Source organism: Streptomyces sp. NPDC042346 (assembly GCF_055581845.1).
In genome coordinates this window covers 387,736-404,437 of sequence record NZ_JBVJEH010000007.1, presented here as the reverse complement: position 1 = coordinate 404,437, position 16,702 = coordinate 387,736, and the positions used below count along the sequence as shown (strand labels likewise).

Annotated in this window: 14 protein-coding genes; 7 read left to right on the top strand and 7 right to left on the bottom strand. The window is 71.4% G+C overall.

Annotated elements, in window-relative coordinates; translation table 11 throughout:
• Positions 1-14 precede the first annotated feature (14 nt).
• The 6 genes from ACZ6K0_RS27860 to ACZ6K0_RS27835 all read right to left on the bottom strand — a co-directional run bounded on the left by ACZ6K0_RS27860 (position 15) and on the right by ACZ6K0_RS27835 (position 6,609).
• Complete coding sequence (locus ACZ6K0_RS27860) at positions 15-1,907, bottom strand: helix-turn-helix domain-containing protein (RefSeq protein WP_376396331.1); 1,893 nt, start codon at positions 1,905-1,907, stop codon at positions 15-17.
• Between the two features lie 80 nt (positions 1,908-1,987).
• Positions 1,988-2,815 carry a 3-hydroxybutyrate dehydrogenase gene (locus ACZ6K0_RS27855; protein WP_469232273.1) on the bottom strand — a complete coding sequence of 276 codons (828 nt, stop codon included), beginning with the start codon at positions 2,813-2,815 and terminating at the stop codon, positions 1,988-1,990.
• A 55-nt stretch (positions 2,816-2,870) separates the two neighbouring features.
• Positions 2,871-3,353 carry an NUDIX hydrolase gene (locus ACZ6K0_RS27850; protein WP_376396336.1) on the bottom strand — a complete coding sequence of 161 codons (483 nt, stop codon included), beginning with the start codon at positions 3,351-3,353 and terminating at the stop codon, positions 2,871-2,873.
• Positions 3,354-3,382: 29 nt separating this feature from the next.
• Positions 3,383-4,987, bottom strand: a complete 1,605-nt coding sequence (lnt, locus tag ACZ6K0_RS27845; protein ID WP_469232275.1) for an apolipoprotein N-acyltransferase — start codon at positions 4,985-4,987, stop codon at positions 3,383-3,385.
• 198 nt (positions 4,988-5,185) lie between these two features.
• Positions 5,186-5,752: a hypothetical protein gene (locus ACZ6K0_RS27840; protein WP_376396342.1), complete on the bottom strand. Its 567-nt coding sequence runs from the start codon at positions 5,750-5,752 to the stop codon at positions 5,186-5,188.
• A 62-nt stretch (positions 5,753-5,814) separates the two neighbouring features.
• On the bottom strand, positions 5,815-6,609 hold the full coding sequence (locus ACZ6K0_RS27835) for a glutamate racemase (protein WP_469232277.1): 795 nt from the start codon (positions 6,607-6,609) through the stop codon (positions 5,815-5,817).
• Positions 6,610-6,667: 58 nt separating this feature from the next.
• Here ACZ6K0_RS27835 and ACZ6K0_RS27830 point away from each other — a divergent pair, with 58 nt between their 5' ends.
• From ACZ6K0_RS27830 to ACZ6K0_RS27800, 7 genes are all read left to right on the top strand, one after another.
• Positions 6,668-8,017: a glycosyltransferase gene (locus ACZ6K0_RS27830; RefSeq protein WP_469232278.1), complete on the top strand. Its 1,350-nt coding sequence runs from the start codon at positions 6,668-6,670 to the stop codon at positions 8,015-8,017.
• Positions 8,018-8,395: 378 nt separating this feature from the next.
• Complete coding sequence (locus ACZ6K0_RS27825; RefSeq protein WP_469232280.1) at positions 8,396-10,759, top strand: ATP-binding protein; 2,364 nt, start codon at positions 8,396-8,398, stop codon at positions 10,757-10,759.
• Between the two features lie 228 nt (positions 10,760-10,987).
• Entirely contained in the window at positions 10,988-12,250 is a 1,263-nt protein-coding gene (locus ACZ6K0_RS27820) for an Nramp family divalent metal transporter (RefSeq protein ID WP_376396352.1), read from the top strand.
• 193 nt (positions 12,251-12,443) lie between these two features.
• Positions 12,444-13,169: a helix-turn-helix transcriptional regulator gene (locus tag ACZ6K0_RS27815; protein ID WP_469232283.1), complete on the top strand. Its 726-nt coding sequence runs from the start codon at positions 12,444-12,446 to the stop codon at positions 13,167-13,169.
• Between the two features lie 250 nt (positions 13,170-13,419).
• The gene (locus ACZ6K0_RS27810; protein ID WP_376396358.1) at positions 13,420-14,211 is read left to right on the top strand and encodes an AfsR/SARP family transcriptional regulator; all 792 of its coding nucleotides are present in this window, start codon (positions 13,420-13,422) and stop codon (positions 14,209-14,211) included.
• A 242-nt stretch (positions 14,212-14,453) separates the two neighbouring features.
• Positions 14,454-15,407, top strand: coding sequence for a ribonucleotide-diphosphate reductase subunit beta (locus tag ACZ6K0_RS27805; RefSeq protein WP_376396361.1), 954 nt, complete (start codon positions 14,454-14,456; stop codon positions 15,405-15,407).
• 3 nt (positions 15,408-15,410) lie between these two features.
• Complete coding sequence (locus tag ACZ6K0_RS27800; RefSeq protein ID WP_469232290.1) at positions 15,411-15,878, top strand: hypothetical protein; 468 nt, start codon at positions 15,411-15,413, stop codon at positions 15,876-15,878.
• A gap of 135 nt (positions 15,879-16,013) precedes the next feature.
• Here the strand turns inward: ACZ6K0_RS27800 and ACZ6K0_RS27795 are convergent, their stop codons facing one another.
• Positions 16,014-16,538, bottom strand: a complete 525-nt coding sequence (locus ACZ6K0_RS27795; RefSeq protein ID WP_376396367.1) for a flavin reductase family protein — start codon at positions 16,536-16,538, stop codon at positions 16,014-16,016.
• Positions 16,539-16,702 lie beyond the last annotated feature (164 nt).

The following is a 16,702-nucleotide window of genomic DNA, read 5'->3' as shown; positions in this document are numbered from 1 at the left end:
GGCTCTTCGCGTGGTCACTTCGCCGGGACCGCCGCCGAGAGCGCGTGCAGGCGCAGGGCCAGCTGGATCTCCAGGGCGCGGGCCGGGGACTGCCAGTCAGGGCCGAGGAGCCGGCCGACCCGCTCCAGGCGCTGGGCCACCGTGTTGACGTGGACGTGGAGTTCGTCCTTGGTGCGGGCCGGGCTCATGCCGCTCGCGAAGTAGGCGTCCAGGGTGCGGACGAGGTCGGTGCCGCGGCGGCGGTCGTACGCGACGACCTGGCCCACGGTCCGTTCGACGAACCCGTCGATGTCCCGGCTGTCGGCGAGGAGCAGCCCGAGGAAGCCCAGGTCCTCGGCGGCGGCGCCCTGACCGGAGCGGTGCAGGAGCCGGAGCGCGTCGAGGCAGCGGCGGGCCTCCTCGTACGCGACGGCGACCTGGTCCGGGCGGTCGAGGGGGGCTCGTACGGGGGCGGAGGCGCCGACGGTGACCGGCTCGTGCAGGGTGCCGCCGAGGTGGCGGGCGGTCTGGCGGGCCAGGTCGGCGGCGCTCTCGCCGGGGCCGAGCGGCAGCAGCAGGACCGTGCCGCCGTCGCGGGCCGAGGCGAGTCCGTGGCGGGTGGCGGCCAGGTGGGTGGCCGCCGACCAGAGGCGCTGGCGGTCGGCGCTCTCGCGCCCGCCGGTATCGGGGTCGGCCGCGGTGCCGGCCCGGTCGATGCGGGCGGCGAGCACCACGTGCGGGGCCGCGCTGTCGGTACGGAGCCGGGCGGCGCGCTCGCGGAGCAGGCGGCGGTCCCGGTCGGGGGCGTCGAGGAGGTCGTCGAGGAGTTCGCCGCGTACCCGCTGCTCGGCCTCGCCCGCGGAGCGGCGGGCGAGCAGCAGCAGGGAGGTGACCAGGGCCGCCCGTTCCAGGGTGCGCTGGTCGACCGGGTCGAGGTCGGGCTGGCCGTGGAGCACGAGGGCGCCGAGGGTCTCGCCGCCCGCGGAGACGGCGGCGACCCAGTCGTCGCCCTCGCGGACCGCGTGGCCCCCGGCGTGGCGGGCGGCTCCGGCGCCCTCCTCGGTGAACTCGACCGTACCGCCGAGGACCTCGGAGACGGCGTCGGCCACGTCGTGGACGCCGCCGCCGTGCAGGACGAGCTCGGAGAGCCGGTCGTGGACCTCCGAGGCCCGCTCGATCACTCCGCTGTGCTCGCGGATGATGTCGTTGGCGCGCTCCAGCTCCGCGAGGGCGGAGCGGGTCTCGGCGAGGAGGTTGGCCGTGTCGATGGCGACGGCGGCGTGCGCGGCGAAGGAGCCGAGCAGCGCGACCTGCTCGCGCTCGAAGACCCTGGCCCTGCGGTCGGCGGCGAACAGGACGCCGATGACCTGGCTGCCGAGGCTGAGCGGGACGCCGAGGATGGCGACGAGGCCCTCGTCCCGTACGGCCGTGTCGATGGTCCGGGTGTGCTGGAAGCGCGCGTCGTCGAAGTAGTCGTCGGTGACGTACGGGCGGGCCGTCTGGGCGACGAGGCCGCCGAGCCCTTCGCCCATGCCCAGTCTGAGCTGCTGGAAGCGGGCGGAGACAGAGCCGTCGGTGACCCGCATGTACGTGTCCCCGGCGGCCGGGTCGTTGAGGCTCAGATAGGCGCACTCGGTGCCGAGCAGCGCGCGGGCGCGCTGGACGATGGCGCGCAGCACGGCGTCGAGGTCGCGGAGTCCCGCGAGGTCGTGGGCGGTCGCGAAGAGCGCGGAGAGCTCCGCCTCGCGGCGGCGCCGCCCCTCCAGCTCGGCCCGGACGCGCAGGGCGAGCAGCTTGGCCTCTTCGAGCTCGGCCAGCGCCTCGGGGCCCGCGCCGCTCGCACGGGCGAGCAGCACGGGCCGGTCGTAGGCCTCCGTCGCGGCTCCTCGGGTGAGGAGTTCCAGGTAGGAGACGTGTTCGTGGGACATGGACACAGGGATACCTGCCGAACGTGTGGTCGCACCACCCCTGTGGACAACCGGTTCCGCGGCATCCGCAGGGGCGTTCCTCAGTGGGCGGTCCAGCCGCCGTCGAGGGTGAGCGAGGTGCCGGTGATGAACGAGGCCTGCGGGGTGCAGAGGTAGAGGACGGCCTCGGCGACCTCCTCGGGTTCGATGAGCCGCTTGAGCGCCGAGTCCTTGAGCATCACCTCGGCCAGGACCCGCTCCGGGGGGATGCCGTGGGCGGTGGCCTGGTCGGCGACCTGCCGCTCGACGAGCGGGGTGCGTACGTAGCCGGGGTTGACGCAGTTGGAGGTGACGCCGTGCGGGGCGCCTTCGAGGGCGGCGGTCTTCGAGAGGCCTTCCAGACCGTGTTTGGCGGCCACATAGGCGGACTTGAAGGCGGAGGCGCGCAGCCCGTGGACGGAGGAGAGGTTGACGATCCGCCCCCAGCCCTGGGCGTACATGTGCGGCAGCGCGCCCCGGATGAGCCGGAAGGGTGCCTCCAGCATCACCGTGAGCACGGTGTGGAAGACGTCCGGCGGAAAGTCCTCGATGGGGCGGACGAGCTGGAGTCCGGCGTTGTTCACCAGGATGTCGGCTCCCGCGGCGGCGGCCTCGGCGGCGTCCAGGTCGGTGAGGTCGAGGAGCCGGGGTTCGACGCTCCCGGGGAGGCCGGCGGCCTCTCCCGCCAGGGTCTCCAGGCCCTCGGCCGCCCGGTCGACGGCTCTGACCCGGGCCCCTGCGGCGGCGAGCCGCAGCGCGCAGGCCCGCCCGATGCCGCTGGCCGCGCCCGTGACGAGCGCGGTGCGACCGGTGAGATCGAGGGCGACGACCCCGGGCAGCGGGGAGGGCGAGGCCGAGTCGGACACGGGGGCGGTGAAGGGGGCGCTCATGCTCCGCACCCTATGAAGGGGCCACTCCCCCACCGATGTGGTCCCCGCCCATAGTTCAGCTGGTCTCTGTGGTGCGGAACCATGTGGGGTCGTCGGCGAGCGCCTTCTCGATCCGGAGGTACGAGAAACGCTTCATCTCCGGCAGGTCGTCCACCTCGAACCAGCCGACCTCGGTCGACTCGTCGTCGTTGACCCGGGCCTCGCCACCCACCGCACGGCAGCGGAAGGCCACGTCCATGTACTGGCAGGTGTCGCCGTTGGGGTAGACGACGGGCTTGCGCAGGGTCTCGACGAGCAGGATCCGCTCGGGCACGCAGTGCACGGCCGTCTCCTCGTACACCTCGCGCACCGCGCAGTCGGCGGGCTGCTCCCCGGGCTCGACGATGCCTCCGATGACCGCCCACGTTCCGTTGTCGGCCCGTCGCCCGAGGAGGACCCGGCCCCGGTCGTCGAAGACGACGGCGCTCACTCCCGGCAGGAAGAGGAGCTGGTGGCCGGCCGTCTCGCGCAGGGCGCGGATGAAGTCAGGGGTACCCATGACACCGACCCTAGATCATCGGATGATCATCACTCCGCGGGCGTGCGGCGGGCTCGTACGGAACGGAACGCCGACCAGCCGAGGCCGGCGACGGCGAGGGCCACGAGCAGGGCCTCCGGCAGGGTGCCCATGCGGGTCGCCGGGGTGAGCGAGGAGCGCAGCGGCACCTCCTCGACCAGGACGTCGGGGGTGAACATCTTGGTCTGCGCGACGATCTCGCCGTCGGGGCGGATGACGGCGCTGACGCCGCTGGTGACGGGCACGACCACGGAGCGGCTGTGCTCGACGGCCCGCACCCGGGACATGGCGAGCTGCTGGTAGGTCATCTCGCTGCGGCCGAAGGTGGCGTTGTTGCTGGGGACGGAGATGAGCTGGGCGCCGTGGGTGACGGTGTCGCGCACGGCCCAGTCGAAGGCCGCCTCGTAGCAGGTGGCGAGGCCGACCTTGGTCCCGGCGAGGTCGAAGACGCCGACCTTCGAACCGGGGCCGAAGTCGCGGCTGACCCGGTCGACGTTGCTGTTGAAGAGGCGGACGAGGGGCCGCATCGGGATGTACTCGCCGAAGGGCTGGACGTGCCGCTTGTCGTACGTGGCCACGGGGCCGCGCTCCGGGTCCCACTCGATGAGGGTGTTGCGGAGCTTGCCGGTCGGCGGGGAGATGACCGCGCCGATCACCGTGGGGACACCGATGTCGCGGACGGCGTCGTCGATGACGTCGGCCGCGTCGGGGTTCGCGTACGGGTCGATGTCCGAGGAGTTCTCCGGCCACAGGACGAAGTCGGGCTGCGGCTCGCGGCCGGCCTTGACGGCGTCGGCGAGCTCGTGGGTGCGGGCGGCGTGGTTGTCGAGGACGGCGCGGCGCTGGGAGTTGAAGTCCAGGCCGAGGCGGGGCACGTTGCCCTGGACGGCGGCGACGGTCGCGGTGCCGTCCTCCGCCGTGTCGTCGACGAGCGGCAGCGCCGCGAGCGCGCCCGTGACCGGGAGGAGCACGGAGAGCGCGGCGGCGGCGAGGGGACCGCGCGGGACGGTGCCGGTGGCGCGGTACGCGCGGAGCTGTCGGTACGCCTCGTACAGGCCGAAACCGCAGAGGGCGACCGCGAAGCCGAGCACCGGGGTGCCGCCGACGGCCGCGAGCGGCAGGAAGACGCCGTCCGCCTGCCCGAAGGCGATCTTGCCCCAGGGGAAGCCGCCGAAGGGCACGCGTGCGCGTGCCGCCTCGGCGAGGATCCACACCCCGGCCGCGAAGAAGGGCCACCACGGAAGCCGGGAGACGGCCGCGACGCCGAGCCCGGCGGCGGCCACGAAGAGCGCCTCGATCGCGGCGAGGGCGAGCCACGGGACGGGGCCGACCTCCTCGCCGGTCCAGACGAGCAGCGGGAGCATGAAGCCGAGACCGGCCAGGTAGCCGAGGCCGAAACCGGCGCGGAGGCGTCGGCCCCGCAGGGTCCAGCCGAGCAGCGCGAACGCGGGCAGGGCGAGCCACCACAGGGGGCGCGGCGGGAAGCTCAGGAAGAGCAGGAGCCCGGACAGCAGGGCCGTCCCGGGCCGCACGAACCGTCGCAGCGGGGAACCCGGCGCGGACGAGCCTTCGGCTCCGGACGCGGGGGCGGGTGCGGGGGTGATGGTGGCGCTCACCTTGCGGAGTCTACGGGGCTTCCCTGTCGACACCGAGGCGGGTACGAGCCGTGTACGAGCCGGGTCACCGGCCGAAGAGGTGCGGTCCTGCCGCCGCCGAGCCGCTGTGGTGCCGCGGGTCGAGCCGCCGTCGTGCCCACCGTGGTGCCGCGGTCGCTGGGGCGTCCTGCCGCCGCCCTGCCTGCGGGGACGGCGCGGTCAGACTCCCGTCGGGGCGGACGGTCCCGGCGGGGCCGGGTGGCGGAGGCGGTCGCGGATGACCCGGACCGCGGACTCGGCGTCGTCGACGGTGACCGTGAACGTCAGGCCGTCACCGAGGCGCAGGACCAGGGCCTCGCCCCGCCGGACGATCACCGCCGTGCCCTTCTCGGGGCGCCAGCGGTAGCCCCAGCCGCCCCACTGGCGCGGGGTGACGCTCGGGGCGAAGTCGGCGCCGACGACATGGGAGAGGGGGATGCGCCGGCGCGGCAGACCGATGTGACCGCAGCGAACCTCCATGGCGCGGTCGTCAACCCTGACGGCCACGTGGACGAACGCGAGCGTGCCGAAGAGGACGAGCAGTCCGGCCGCGACGCAGCCGATCACCGCCATGAGGAGGGCCGCGATGCCCGAGGTCCAGGCCGACTCGACGGCGATCGTGATGCCGAGGGCCATACAGGCGGCGCCGGCGGCCGCTGCCAGCCACTGGAGGCGATTGGTGGCGCGGCCGGTCCAGACGGCGGGTTTCCGCTCGTCGGCACGCTGGTCCCGCGGGTACTGCCTCATACCAGGAAGCGTACTCAGGTTCGTCCAGCGCGGCGCGTCGGAGCGCGGTCACTCCCTCACGGTCAGTGAGCGGGGGCGGTCGCCGCGAGGAGACGGCCTTCGGCGTAGCCGAGGGCGGTGGCGGGGAGCTGTCCGGGGCGCCCGCTGAGCAGGACGGAGAGGCCGCCGGTCGGGTCCGCGTCGGGCGCGGGCTCGGCGCCGATCCGGCGCAGCGCCTGCGCGGCGACGGCGTCGGCGGAGCCGTGGAAGACGATCGGCGGCAGTCCGCCCCGGTCGCGCGCCTCCAGGGCGGCGACGATGCGCTCCTCGACCAGCTCGTAGTGGGTGCAGCCGAGGACGACGGCGCGGACGTCGGCCGGGGTGAGGGCGGCGGCCGCGGCGACGGCCCGGTCCACGGCCTCCGGGTCGGCGTGCTCCACGGCGTCGGCGAGCCCCGGGCAGGGCACCTCGGTGACCTCGGCGCCGTCCGCGAAGTCGCGGATCAGTCCGCGCTGGTAGGCGCTGCCGGTGGTGGCCGGCGTGGCCCAGATGGCGACCTTGCCGCCGCCGGCGGCCGCGGGCTTGATGGCGGGGACCGTGCCGATGACGGCGATGTCCGGTTCGAGTGCGGCGCGCAGGGCGGGCAGGGCGTGCACGGTGGCGGTGTTGCAGGCCACGATGAGGACGCGCGGGCCGTGCTCGGCGGCGGCGCGGGCGACCGCGAGGGCGCGCTCGGTGAGGTCCTCGGGGGTGCGCGGACCCCACGGCATGCCGTCGGGGTCGTTCGAGAGGAGCAGATCCGCGTCCGGCCGGAGCCGACGCACCGCGGCTGCTGCCGGGAGCAGGCCGATTCCGGAATCCATGAGCGCGATCTTCACCCGGTCACCCTAGCCGATGGGCCTTGTACGCCCGGCGATCTGGGGCAGACTGCGGCAAATGAGCACCCTCGCCTGGTTCGCGATCGCTTCCCTGGCCGTCTGGCTCTGGCTGCTGCTCGGCCAGGGCTTCTTCTGGAGGACGGACCAGCGTCTGCCGCCCGTCGACGCAGGCCGCGATCTGCCGGCCGGGGGCGGATGGCCACGGGTGGTGGTCGTCGTACCGGCACGGGACGAGGCCGAGGTCCTCCCCTTGAGCCTGCCGTCGCTGCTGGCGCAGGACTATCCCGGCGAGGCCGAGGTGATCCTCGTCGACGACGGGAGCACGGACGGTACGGGGCGGCTGGCCGCCGAACTGGCCGAGCGCCACCGGGACGGGCCGACCGATCGGCACGACGGGTCGGCCGGTCCGCATGCCGGGTCGGACGAGGCGGCCGGTCCGCACGACGGCTCGGAAAAGGCGGCCGGTCGGCACGACGGGTCGGACGAGCCGGCCGGTCGGCGTGGTGAGGTGATCGAGGCGCGCGGCGGGCTGCCGCTCACCGTCGTGTCGCCGGGTGAGCCGGAGCCCGGATGGACGGGGAAGCTGTGGGCGCTGCGGCACGGCATCGCCCTGGCGCGCACGCGCGAGCCGGAGTTCCTGCTCCTCACGGACGCGGACATCGCCCACGAACCGGACAGTCTGCGGCTGCTCGTCGCGGCGGCGGTGGCGAACGACCTGGACCTGGTCTCGCAGATGGCGCGGCTGCGGGTCGCGAGCCGGTGGGAGCGGCTCGTCGTGCCCGCGTTCGTCTACTTCTTCGCGCAGCTCTATCCCTTCCGCTGGATCAACCGGGCGCGGCCCCGCGCGACGGCCGCGGCGGGCGGCTGTGTGCTGCTGCGGACGGAGACGGCGGTGGCGGCCGGCGTGCCGGACGCGATCCGGCAGGCGGTGATCGACGACGTGTCGCTGGCGCGGGCGGTACGGCGCGCGGGCGGGCGGATCTGGCTCGGGCTCGCGGAGCGGGTCGACAGCATCCGCCCCTACCCGGGCCTCGGCGAGCTGTGGCGGATGGTGTCGCGGAGCGCGTACGCGCAGCTGCGGTACAGCCCGCTGGTGCTCGCCGGGACGGTGGCGGGTCTCGCGGTGATCTATCTCGTGCCGCCGGTGGCCCTGGCGGCGGGTGCGGTGACGCGGGACGCGACGGCGGCCTGGGCGGGCGGCGCGGCCTGGGCGGTGATGGCGGGGACGTACCTGCCGATGCTCCGCTACTACCGGCAGCCGCTGTGGCTCGCGCCCCTGCTCCCCTTCACCGCTCTCCTCTATCTCCTGATGACCGTGGACTCGGCCGTGCAGCACTACCGCGGCCGGGGGGCGGCGTGGAAGGGACGGACGTACGCGGGGAACTACGTTTCCCGACCCGAGGAGTAGGGAGGGCATGATCTGAGCCACTTCACGCGGGTGGACTGGTGTGAATGAGCCAGCGTCTTCCGTTGGTGCAGGCCACGGTGAGAGCCTGGTAAGAGACAGCAGCACATGCGTCTTGGCGCAGTGACGAATTGAGGCCCTCTTGACAACGGTAAAGGAGTTGACTCCCCCGCCCGCACCGCTCGCGCGATCGCAGGACGGGCCGTTGGATCGCCCTTGCCCAAGAGCCGCTTGACCTCTTCTTGACTGTCCGCCTATCGTCGATGAGTTCGCCTGGCATTTCATTGTTCGTGACGCTCGCGATTTCCGTTTGATGCGGCATCCCGTTGACCGAGACCATCATTCAAGGGAAGGGGGGCAGTCGTCGTGGAGAAAAGCGGCATGCCGTCACCGTTCGTCGAGGAACTGCAGCGTCTGCTGACTCAGCGACACATGTCCTGGCGCCGGCTCGCCGACCTCATCAGCTACCACCCCAGCTGGCTGAGCAAGGTCCGGCACGGCGCTCCCCCTTCGGCCAGCCTGGTCAGACGCTGCGACGAAGCCCTCGAAGCCGGCGGAAAGCTCATCGCACTCGCCGCGGTGAAGTCCGCCCAACGCCCGGCCCAGCTGCCGACGCCGCTGGCCGGTTTCATCGGCCGGGAAGCCGATCGCCGGCGAATCCGCGAGGTGCTGACGCAGGCCGCAACGGCGCACAGCACACCTGTCGTCTCGATCGACGGTCCGCCCGGTGTCGGGAAGACCGCACTGGCGCTCCGCTGCGCCGACGACATCATCAGGTCGGAGCCCGATGCTTTTCCCGACGGCCAGCTCTACGCGGACCTCAAGGGGTATTCGAAAACGGGCCTTTCCGCGCTTCCCGGAGAAATCCTCGAAGAGTTCCTGACTTCCCTCGGAGTTCCGGTCCACGACATCCCGGCGAAGACCGAGCGAAGGGAGAAGCTGTACCGCTCGCTCCTCTCTTCCCGGCGCGTCATCGTGGTGCTCGACAATGTGGCCTCCTCGGAGCAGGTGGAACCTCTGTTACCGGGGGCGGCCGGGTGCGCGGTCGTCCTGACGAGCCGCCGGAGGCTCGGTGGACTCGCCATGCGGGTGGGGGTGGAGCGGATCCTCCTGCGCCACCTCTCGCAGCAGGAGAGCGTGGAGGTCCTGTCCTCGGTCATCGGCTCCGTCCGCACCACCGCCGAGGCCGACGCCGTCACGGCCTTGACGGAGCTGTGCGGACGTCTCCCGCTGGCCCTGCGGATCGCCGCCGACCGGGTGGCGGCCCACCCCCACCATCCGATCGGCGAGCTCGTCGACGAGCTGGCGGCCGAACGACACCGCCTCGACGGCCTGGCCGTGCACGACTCGGTGACCGTCCGCTCGGCCTTCGAGTGGTCGTACTGCGACCTGAAGCCCGAGGAGGCCCGGACGTTCCGCTTCCTCAGCCTGCATCCCGGTCCGCACGCGAGCGTCGCGGCGACGGCGGCGCTCATCGGCAAGCCGGTCCTGAAGACCCAGCAGCTCCTGCAGCGGCTCCACGAGGTCCATCTCCTGGAGGGCGTGTCCTTCAGCCGCTACCGGTTCCACGACCTCCTTCGGCTCTACGCGGCGGAGCGCCTCGCGTCCGACGAGGAGGAGAAGGACCGTACGGCCGCCGTGGGCCGGCTCGCCGACTGGTATCTGCACTCGAGCCTCGCGGGCGTACGGACACTGGCTCCGTTCCGCCACAACATCCTGGACTTCCGGCAGTCCGCCGGCCGCGTCACCCCGCTCCGCTTCGAGGACGACGAGGCCGCGCTGCAGTGGTTCGACACCGAGGCCGCCAACTTCGCCCAGGTGATCCGGCTCGCCATGGACCACGGATTCCGTGACACGGCCTGGAAGTTGGCCGTCAGCCTCTACGACTACTTCTGTCTGCTCCGCAAGCCCGGAAGCATCTGGCTGGGCATCATGAAGGTGGCGCTGGAGGCGGCACGGGCGTCCGGTGACCGGTTCGCCGAAGGCTGGTTGCAGACCGGGACGGCCGAAGGGTACCGGTGGCAGCGCCAGTACAAGCGCGCCCAGCAGCACTTCGAGCGTTCCCTGTCGGTGTGGCGGCAGGTCCAGAACCGGCACGGTCAGGCGTGGACGCTCGGCGGGATGGGATTCCTCGCCGCCGACCAGAGCGACTGGGACGAGGCTCACGCCCGCGCCCAGGAGGCGAGATCCCTGTTCGCCGGGCTCGACGACCACGACGGATCCGCCTCCGTCCTCCTCACGCTCGCCGACAGCTACCACGGCTGGCACGACGACGACCAGGCGCTGCACACGCTGGGCAAGGCCCTGGACATCTTCGAGGAGATCCGGAACTACGACGGGCAGGGCCGGGCGCTGACCAAGATGGCGGGGATCCACACGGCCCAGGGACGCCACGAGGCGGCACTCGCCTGTCTGGAACGAGCCCTGGAGACCCTCAGGGCGGCCGGCGCCCACGGCGGCGAGGCGGACTGCCTGTACCGGCGCGGGCACGCGCTGGAGAGCCTGGGCCACGAGAGCCGGGCCATCGCGTCCTGGAAGGCGGCGCTGAGCCTGTACGAGGAGCTCGCCGACGGCCGGGTGGCCGAGCTCCGCTCGCGCATCGCGAGGGCCCGCCGCGCCCCCGACACGGCTGGGGAAGCGAGCCGGACGGACGGCCTGGAGCGGTACGCCACGGGCCCGGCGCTGTCCCGGGACGAGAGTCGTGGGGAACGGCCGCTGCGGCCCGAGGCCCGCTGCGCCTCCTGATCCTTTCCCGACCGCCCGGCGGTGACGTGCCTCGGCACGTGACCGCCGGGCTTTTCCGTGCACCTGAATACGCATTCGCACGTGCACGTGCAAATGCATCGGCCGTGTTTCCCCGAACCCTCAACAGGCCAACTCTTGTCGGCGATCGCCCCCGTCATGTCGCATGGAGTCGCGGGTGATTCGCGATTCCCGTGGTGGCCGCCTATTCGGAGGAGCGCTGTTCCGCTGATGACCGATTCATCGACCCTGACCCATGAGACCGGGCCCCCCGCACCGCCCGGAAGTCTCCGGTCCCGGCTCGGAACGGCCTACGGATTCCTGGGGTCGGCGTTCGTCGTCGCGGTCGCCTATGTCGACCCCGGGAATTTCGCCACGAACATGACCGGAGGCGCCCGCTACGGATACCTCCTCCTGTGGGTCATCGCGTCGGCCAGTGTCGCCGCGGTGTTCGTGCAGTACCTCGCCGCGAAGCTGGGCATCGCGAGCGGCCGCAGCCTGCCCGAGCTGTGCCGGGAGCACTACCCGAGGCCCGTGACGTACGGCCTGTGGTTCCAGGCCGAGCTGGTGAGCATGGCCACCGATCTGGCCGAGTTCGTCGGCGCGGCGGTGGCCCTCAACCTGCTGTTCGGCGTGCCTCTGCTACCGGCCGCGCTGATCACGGCCGCGGTGTCCCTGGTGATCCTGATGCTCGCCCCACTGCGCCGGCGGCGCTTCGAGACCGTGATCCTCGCGCTGATCCTGCTGGTGTCCGCCGGGTTCGCCTACCAGGTGTTCCGCTCGGGTCCGCCGGCCGCGGCGGGCGCGGGCCTGATCCCCGGCTTCGCGGGCACGGACAGCATCCTGCTGGCCACGGGCATGCTCGGCGCGACGGTCATGCCGCACGCCATCTACCTGCACTCGGCCCTCACCCAGGAGCACCACCGAGGCTCGGTCGCGGCCCGCAGGAAGGCGCTGCGCTCCATGCTGAAGGGTCTCGTCTGCGCCCTCGGCATCGCCGCCGTGATCAACGCCTCCATGCTGCTCGTCGCGGCGGCCTCCCTGCACGGGACGTCCCTGCCGCACGAATCGCTGGACGACATGCACGCCGGGCTCGGCCAGGTCCTCGGCAGCGACACCGCCCTCGCCTTCGCGCTGGCCCTGCTGGCCTCGGGCATCGCCTCGTCCAGCGTCGGAACCTACGCGGGCCAGGTCATCCTGTCGGGGTTCCTGCGGACACAGATTCCCGTACTCCTGCGCAGACTGCTGACGATGGCGCCGCCCCTCGCTATTCTCGCGCTCGGTACGGATCCCACCCGGGCCCTCATCATCAGTCAGGTCGTGCTGTCCTTCGGGATCCCCTTCGCACTGATACCGCTCGTCCTGTTCGGCCGCCGCAGCGATGTGATGGGACCGCTGACCAACCGACGGCTGACCACCACGATCGGCATGGTGGTGTCCCTGGCGATCTCCGGCCTGAACGTGTTCCTCCTCCACCAACTGCTGGTGGCCTGAGCCGTTTCCGCCGGCGCCGGTGCACGGCCCGCACGGTGAGCCGGGCCGCTGTTGCCCGGAACAGTCAACGGGTCAACACTTGGCCCGCCCGTCGTCACCGTGCCATGTTCGACAGAAGGCAGGTGAGGGTCCGCCACCGCACGGTGCGCGGCGTTCACCTCTGGAATCCTCGTGTGGTGGAGGTCTTCTGTCCGTGGTCGCACGCCGTCGCCTTGAGGTCTACCGCCGGAGCCGATGCGAGGGCGGCTTCCCCCTGAAAGAACTCGCCCCCGCCCGCGACGGGGTCAAGGAGCTGCTGGACCTCGACTCGGCGTGTGCCCTCATGCACGAGGTGGCGGCGGAGAGCAAGGACGAGGTCGTCGCCATGCTGCCCGGAGGCGGTCGCCCGATCCTGGAGCTGTTCGAGTGCGAGCCTCCGTTGCTCGCCCCGGGGATCCCGACGCGGCTCCTCTTCCAGCACACCGCCCGATTCGACAGCTCCGCGCGGGAGCAGGCCGAGGCGCTGATCGGGGCGGGGGCCCGGATCCGTACGGTCGCGCCGTCGTTCGGCCAGCTGATCGTCTTCGACGCCGCCATCGCCTTCATCCCCGTCACCGAGGACGACGGGAGTGCGGTCGCGGTGATCCAGGACCCCACCGTCGTCGCCTTCCTGTACTCCTCCTTCGGGCGCTCCTGGGCCGGCGCCCGGGACTTCGCACCCGGCCCCGGCGAGCTCGTCCTGATCAGCGACGACCTCAAGGGCGAGATCCTCCAGATGCTGATGAACGGCGCCAAGGACGAGACGATCGCGCGCAGACTCGGCCTGTCCGTGCGCACCTGCCGGAAATACATCGCGCAGCTCATGCAGAAATTCGGGGCCCGCACCAGGTTCCAGCTCGGATACGCGGTGAGTCAGGGAACGGCACCTCTCGAGGGCTGACGTATTCGACGACAAAGTCCAGGCGTGCGACAGCGCGCCTGGACTTTGTCATGTCTGTCCGAACTCTGTCATGTCCGCTTGTTCCGGGCCCAGTTACTGAGATGGATGTGCAGCTTCATGAACGATTCTGAGGTGGACTCCGCACATTTCCCCACGCATAATTCAAGTGCGAACTACGAGGAGTTGACTATGCCTCAGTATTTCAACTGGTCCTCTTGCGTCGGGAAATTCCACCCGATCGAGGTGGGTCATGCGGTTTGAACTGTTGGGCTCGGTGCAGATCCGTGACGGTGACCGCACCGTGCCGTTGGGCGGGGTGCGGCACAGCGCGACGCTGGCGTTCCTCCTGCTGCACAGCAACGAAGTGGTCTCCGTCAGCAAGCTGATGTCCGCCGTGTGGCCGGCCCGAGTGCCGCCCACAGGACGGCAGATGCTGTACAACGCGATCTTCCGGCTCCGTACGATCCTCTCGTCGTACGGCGGTGATGCGGAGCTGCTGCACGAGGGGCCCGGTTACGTGCTCCACGTACGGGACGACAGCCTCGACGTGCGGCAGTTCCAGGCCGGGGTGGCCCGGGGCCGTAGCGAGCTCGCGGCAGGGCTGTGGGGCGAGGCGTCCGACACCTTCCGTGACGCGCTGGGTCTGTGGCGGGGGCCGGCGCTGGCGGACCTGGCGGAGCACGGTTACTCGTGGCCGGAGTCCACGGCCCTCGACAACGCCCGCACAGCCGCGCTGGAGAGCCGTATCGAGGCCGACATCACCCTGGGCCGCTACCGGGACGTCATCGGCGACCTGGAGGGGCTCGTCGCGGCCGAGCCGCTGTGGGAGCAGGCCTGCGGGTGGCTGATGCAGGCGCTGTACCACTCCGGCAGACAGGCCGACGCGCTGAGCTTGTACCGGCGCACGCGGGCCGCACTCGTCAGCCAGCTGGGGCTCGAACCGAGCCCGCAGCTCCAGGCGCTGGAGCGGGCGGTGCTCAGTCACGACCTGGAGTACGCGAGCACCTCGCCGGCGCTCCACGGGGGTTACGGGCGCCCCTGACGCTCTCTGCCGCTCGCGGCCGCTCCCTGCCGCTCCCTGACAACCACCCACGCCCCCCAACGACCTCCCACGCACTCCCCCGCACTCCCCACGACCTCACCACGACCGTCTGTCGACCACGCACGGCCGCGCACGCATGCCCACGACCCCGTGCCGGTGTGCCGCACCCTCCGCATCCGGCGCGACGCAAGGTTCGATCCCGTCACCACACGAGGAAACCGGAGAGATATCCGATGGCCCCTATGGACCCATCGCTCGTCACGTCCGTCGAGCAGTCCTCCCTCACCGAGCTGGGGGAGATCAACATCGACGACATGATCGACTACGTGCACAAGGACCTGAAGAAGCTTCCCGAGTACATCGATCTGTACAAGCGCTACTTCAAGCACCGTTGGAACGCCTACGACCTCGACTTCTCCCAGGACGCCATCGACTGGCGCACCAAGATGACGGAGGAGGAGCGGGACGCCTTCAAGGAGATCGCGGCGGCGTTCCACCACGCCGAGCGCCAGGTCGAGATCGAGCTGCCCGTCTTCATGCTCTCGGGCAGCGAGGACGCGAAGCTCTACCTGTCCACGCAGATCGAGGACGAGGCCCGACACACGCTCTTCTTCGACCGGTTCTACCGGGAGGTCGTGGGGCTGCCCGGGGACTCGGTGGCGGAGCTCCTCGCCGCCTCCTTCGACTACGTCCCCGAGTCCTTCGTCGGATCGTTCGGGCTGATGGCCCACCTCTCGGACGACCTCCGCAAGGACCCGGACAACCAGAAGCTGCGCGTGCGGTACGCCACCGCGTACTTCCTGTGGATCGAGGGCGTCCTCGCGCTCAGCATCATGAAGATCACGCTCACCTACTGCCGGACCCGCGGCTATCTGCCCGGCTACTACACCGGATTCATCGCCTCCTGCCGTGACGAGGCCCGTCACGTGCAGTTCGGGATGCGGTTCCTGCGCGACGCGATCCAGGAGGACCCGCGGCTCGTGCACGAGGTGTACGAGACCCTGCGTACCGAACTGGCCATGAACGGCGGCGTCAGCAAGCCGGCACCGCTGGAGCCCCTCGGCTGGGACGCCGAGGCGGTCACCGAGTTCATGATCCGTCAGGTGCAGAACAAGCTGTCCGACGTCGGGATCGATCTGCCGCCGGACATCGCGGCCATGGTGCAGAACATCCAGCCCGAGATCGCGGGAGGTTGAGTCATGGGGACGACGATCGACACGCAGACGGTACGGTTCCTCTCCGCGGAGTGGGCGGAGGCGACCCGGGTCCGGGTGGACAGCGGCCCGGACGCGGACGTGGTGGCGACCAAGCAGGAGAGCTACTGGGAGTGGATCGCGGCGACCCGCGCGGCCTGCGACCAGACGTGGGCGCTCGGCGTGCGGGAGCCCGACGGCGCGACCTCGTACCTGCGGCTCGACTGGCAGCACGGGAAGTGTGCGGAGGCGACGGTGATCCCGCCGGGTGAGCCGGTGGACGCGGACTTCGTGCTCGTGGGCAGCACGGACACGTGGCATCGCATCTACTCGGGCGAGGCGAACCTCCAGCGGACCGTGGTCGACCGGAAGCTCTCGCTGGAGCGCGGGGACACCCTGATCTTCTTCCGCGGCATCTTCTTCTTCGTCGAGTCGCTGGCGGCGCTGCGGCAGGTGCCGACCAGTTTCGCGTGAACGAACGGCTGCCCGCGCCCCTCCGCGGGGAGGGCGCGGGCAGCCGGGCCGGTTCCGGTCCTGGGCCTGGGTCTGGGCCTGGGCCTGGGCCCGGTCCCGGTCCCGGTCCCGGTCCTGGTCCTGGTCCTGGTCCGTTCAGGCTCCCGGGCCGACGACCGGGGCGAGGGCGCCGTCGAGGGAGCCGGCGAACGAGCCGTACCGGCCGCGGTGGAAGACCAGCGGGTCGGCCTCAGCTCCGGCGTCGGTGAGCCCGACCACCCGGGAGACCACAATGGCGTGGTCCCCCGCCGGGTGCTCCGTGTCGAGGACGCACGCGACACGGGCGACGGCTCCCTCCAGTTCCGGACCGTGCTCCGACGGCTTCCACCGCACACCCGCGAACCGGTCGCCGGAGCGCCCGGAGAACCGGCGGCTCAGCGCTTCGCCCCCGCGGTCGAGGATGTTCACACAGAACCGCCCGCGCTTCCGTATGAGCGGCCAGGTCGTCGACGACCACGCCGCGCAGAACAGCACCAGGGGCGGGTCGAGAGACACCGACGTGAACGAGTTGCAGACCATTCCGACCGGCTCGCCCCGGGGACCCGTCGAGGTGATGACGGTGATTCCGGTCGGAAAATTTCCGAGGGTGCGCCGAAAATGTGCTGCATCGATGGCGGTCATGGCACTCCTTAACCGGTGATTTCACACCCGACAGTAGTGGAACGACGATCGTCGAGGATTGGGCCCGACAGCAGAGAGTCGATGCGGTTTTGGTCCGGTGGCGCATTCATTAAATGCGCCACCTGGTCTTCACTGAAGCTGCGCGAGGCGGCGCCCCGGTGACG

Coding starts and splice junctions, on each gene's coding strand:
- ACZ6K0_RS27860 (WP_376396331.1), bottom strand. CDS start 1,907: ATGTCCCACGAACACGTCTCCTACCTGGAACTCCTCACCCGAGGAGCC.
- ACZ6K0_RS27855 (WP_469232273.1), bottom strand. CDS start 2,815: ATGAGCGCCCCCTTCACCGCCCCCGTGTCCGACTCGGCCTCGCCCTCC.
- ACZ6K0_RS27850 (WP_376396336.1), bottom strand. CDS start 3,353: ATGGGTACCCCTGACTTCATCCGCGCCCTGCGCGAGACGGCCGGCCAC.
- ACZ6K0_RS27840 (WP_376396342.1), bottom strand. CDS start 5,752: ATGAGGCAGTACCCGCGGGACCAGCGTGCCGACGAGCGGAAACCCGCC.
- ACZ6K0_RS27830 (WP_469232278.1), top strand. CDS start 6,668: ATGAGCACCCTCGCCTGGTTCGCGATCGCTTCCCTGGCCGTCTGGCTC.
- ACZ6K0_RS27825 (WP_469232280.1), top strand. CDS start 8,396: ATGCCGTCACCGTTCGTCGAGGAACTGCAGCGTCTGCTGACTCAGCGA.
- ACZ6K0_RS27820 (WP_376396352.1), top strand. CDS start 10,988: ATGACCGATTCATCGACCCTGACCCATGAGACCGGGCCCCCCGCACCG.
- ACZ6K0_RS27810 (WP_376396358.1), top strand. CDS start 13,420: ATGCGGTTTGAACTGTTGGGCTCGGTGCAGATCCGTGACGGTGACCGC.
- ACZ6K0_RS27805 (WP_376396361.1), top strand. CDS start 14,454: ATGGACCCATCGCTCGTCACGTCCGTCGAGCAGTCCTCCCTCACCGAG.
- ACZ6K0_RS27800 (WP_469232290.1), top strand. CDS start 15,411: ATGGGGACGACGATCGACACGCAGACGGTACGGTTCCTCTCCGCGGAG.
- ACZ6K0_RS27795 (WP_376396367.1), bottom strand. CDS start 16,538: ATGACCGCCATCGATGCAGCACATTTTCGGCGCACCCTCGGAAATTTT.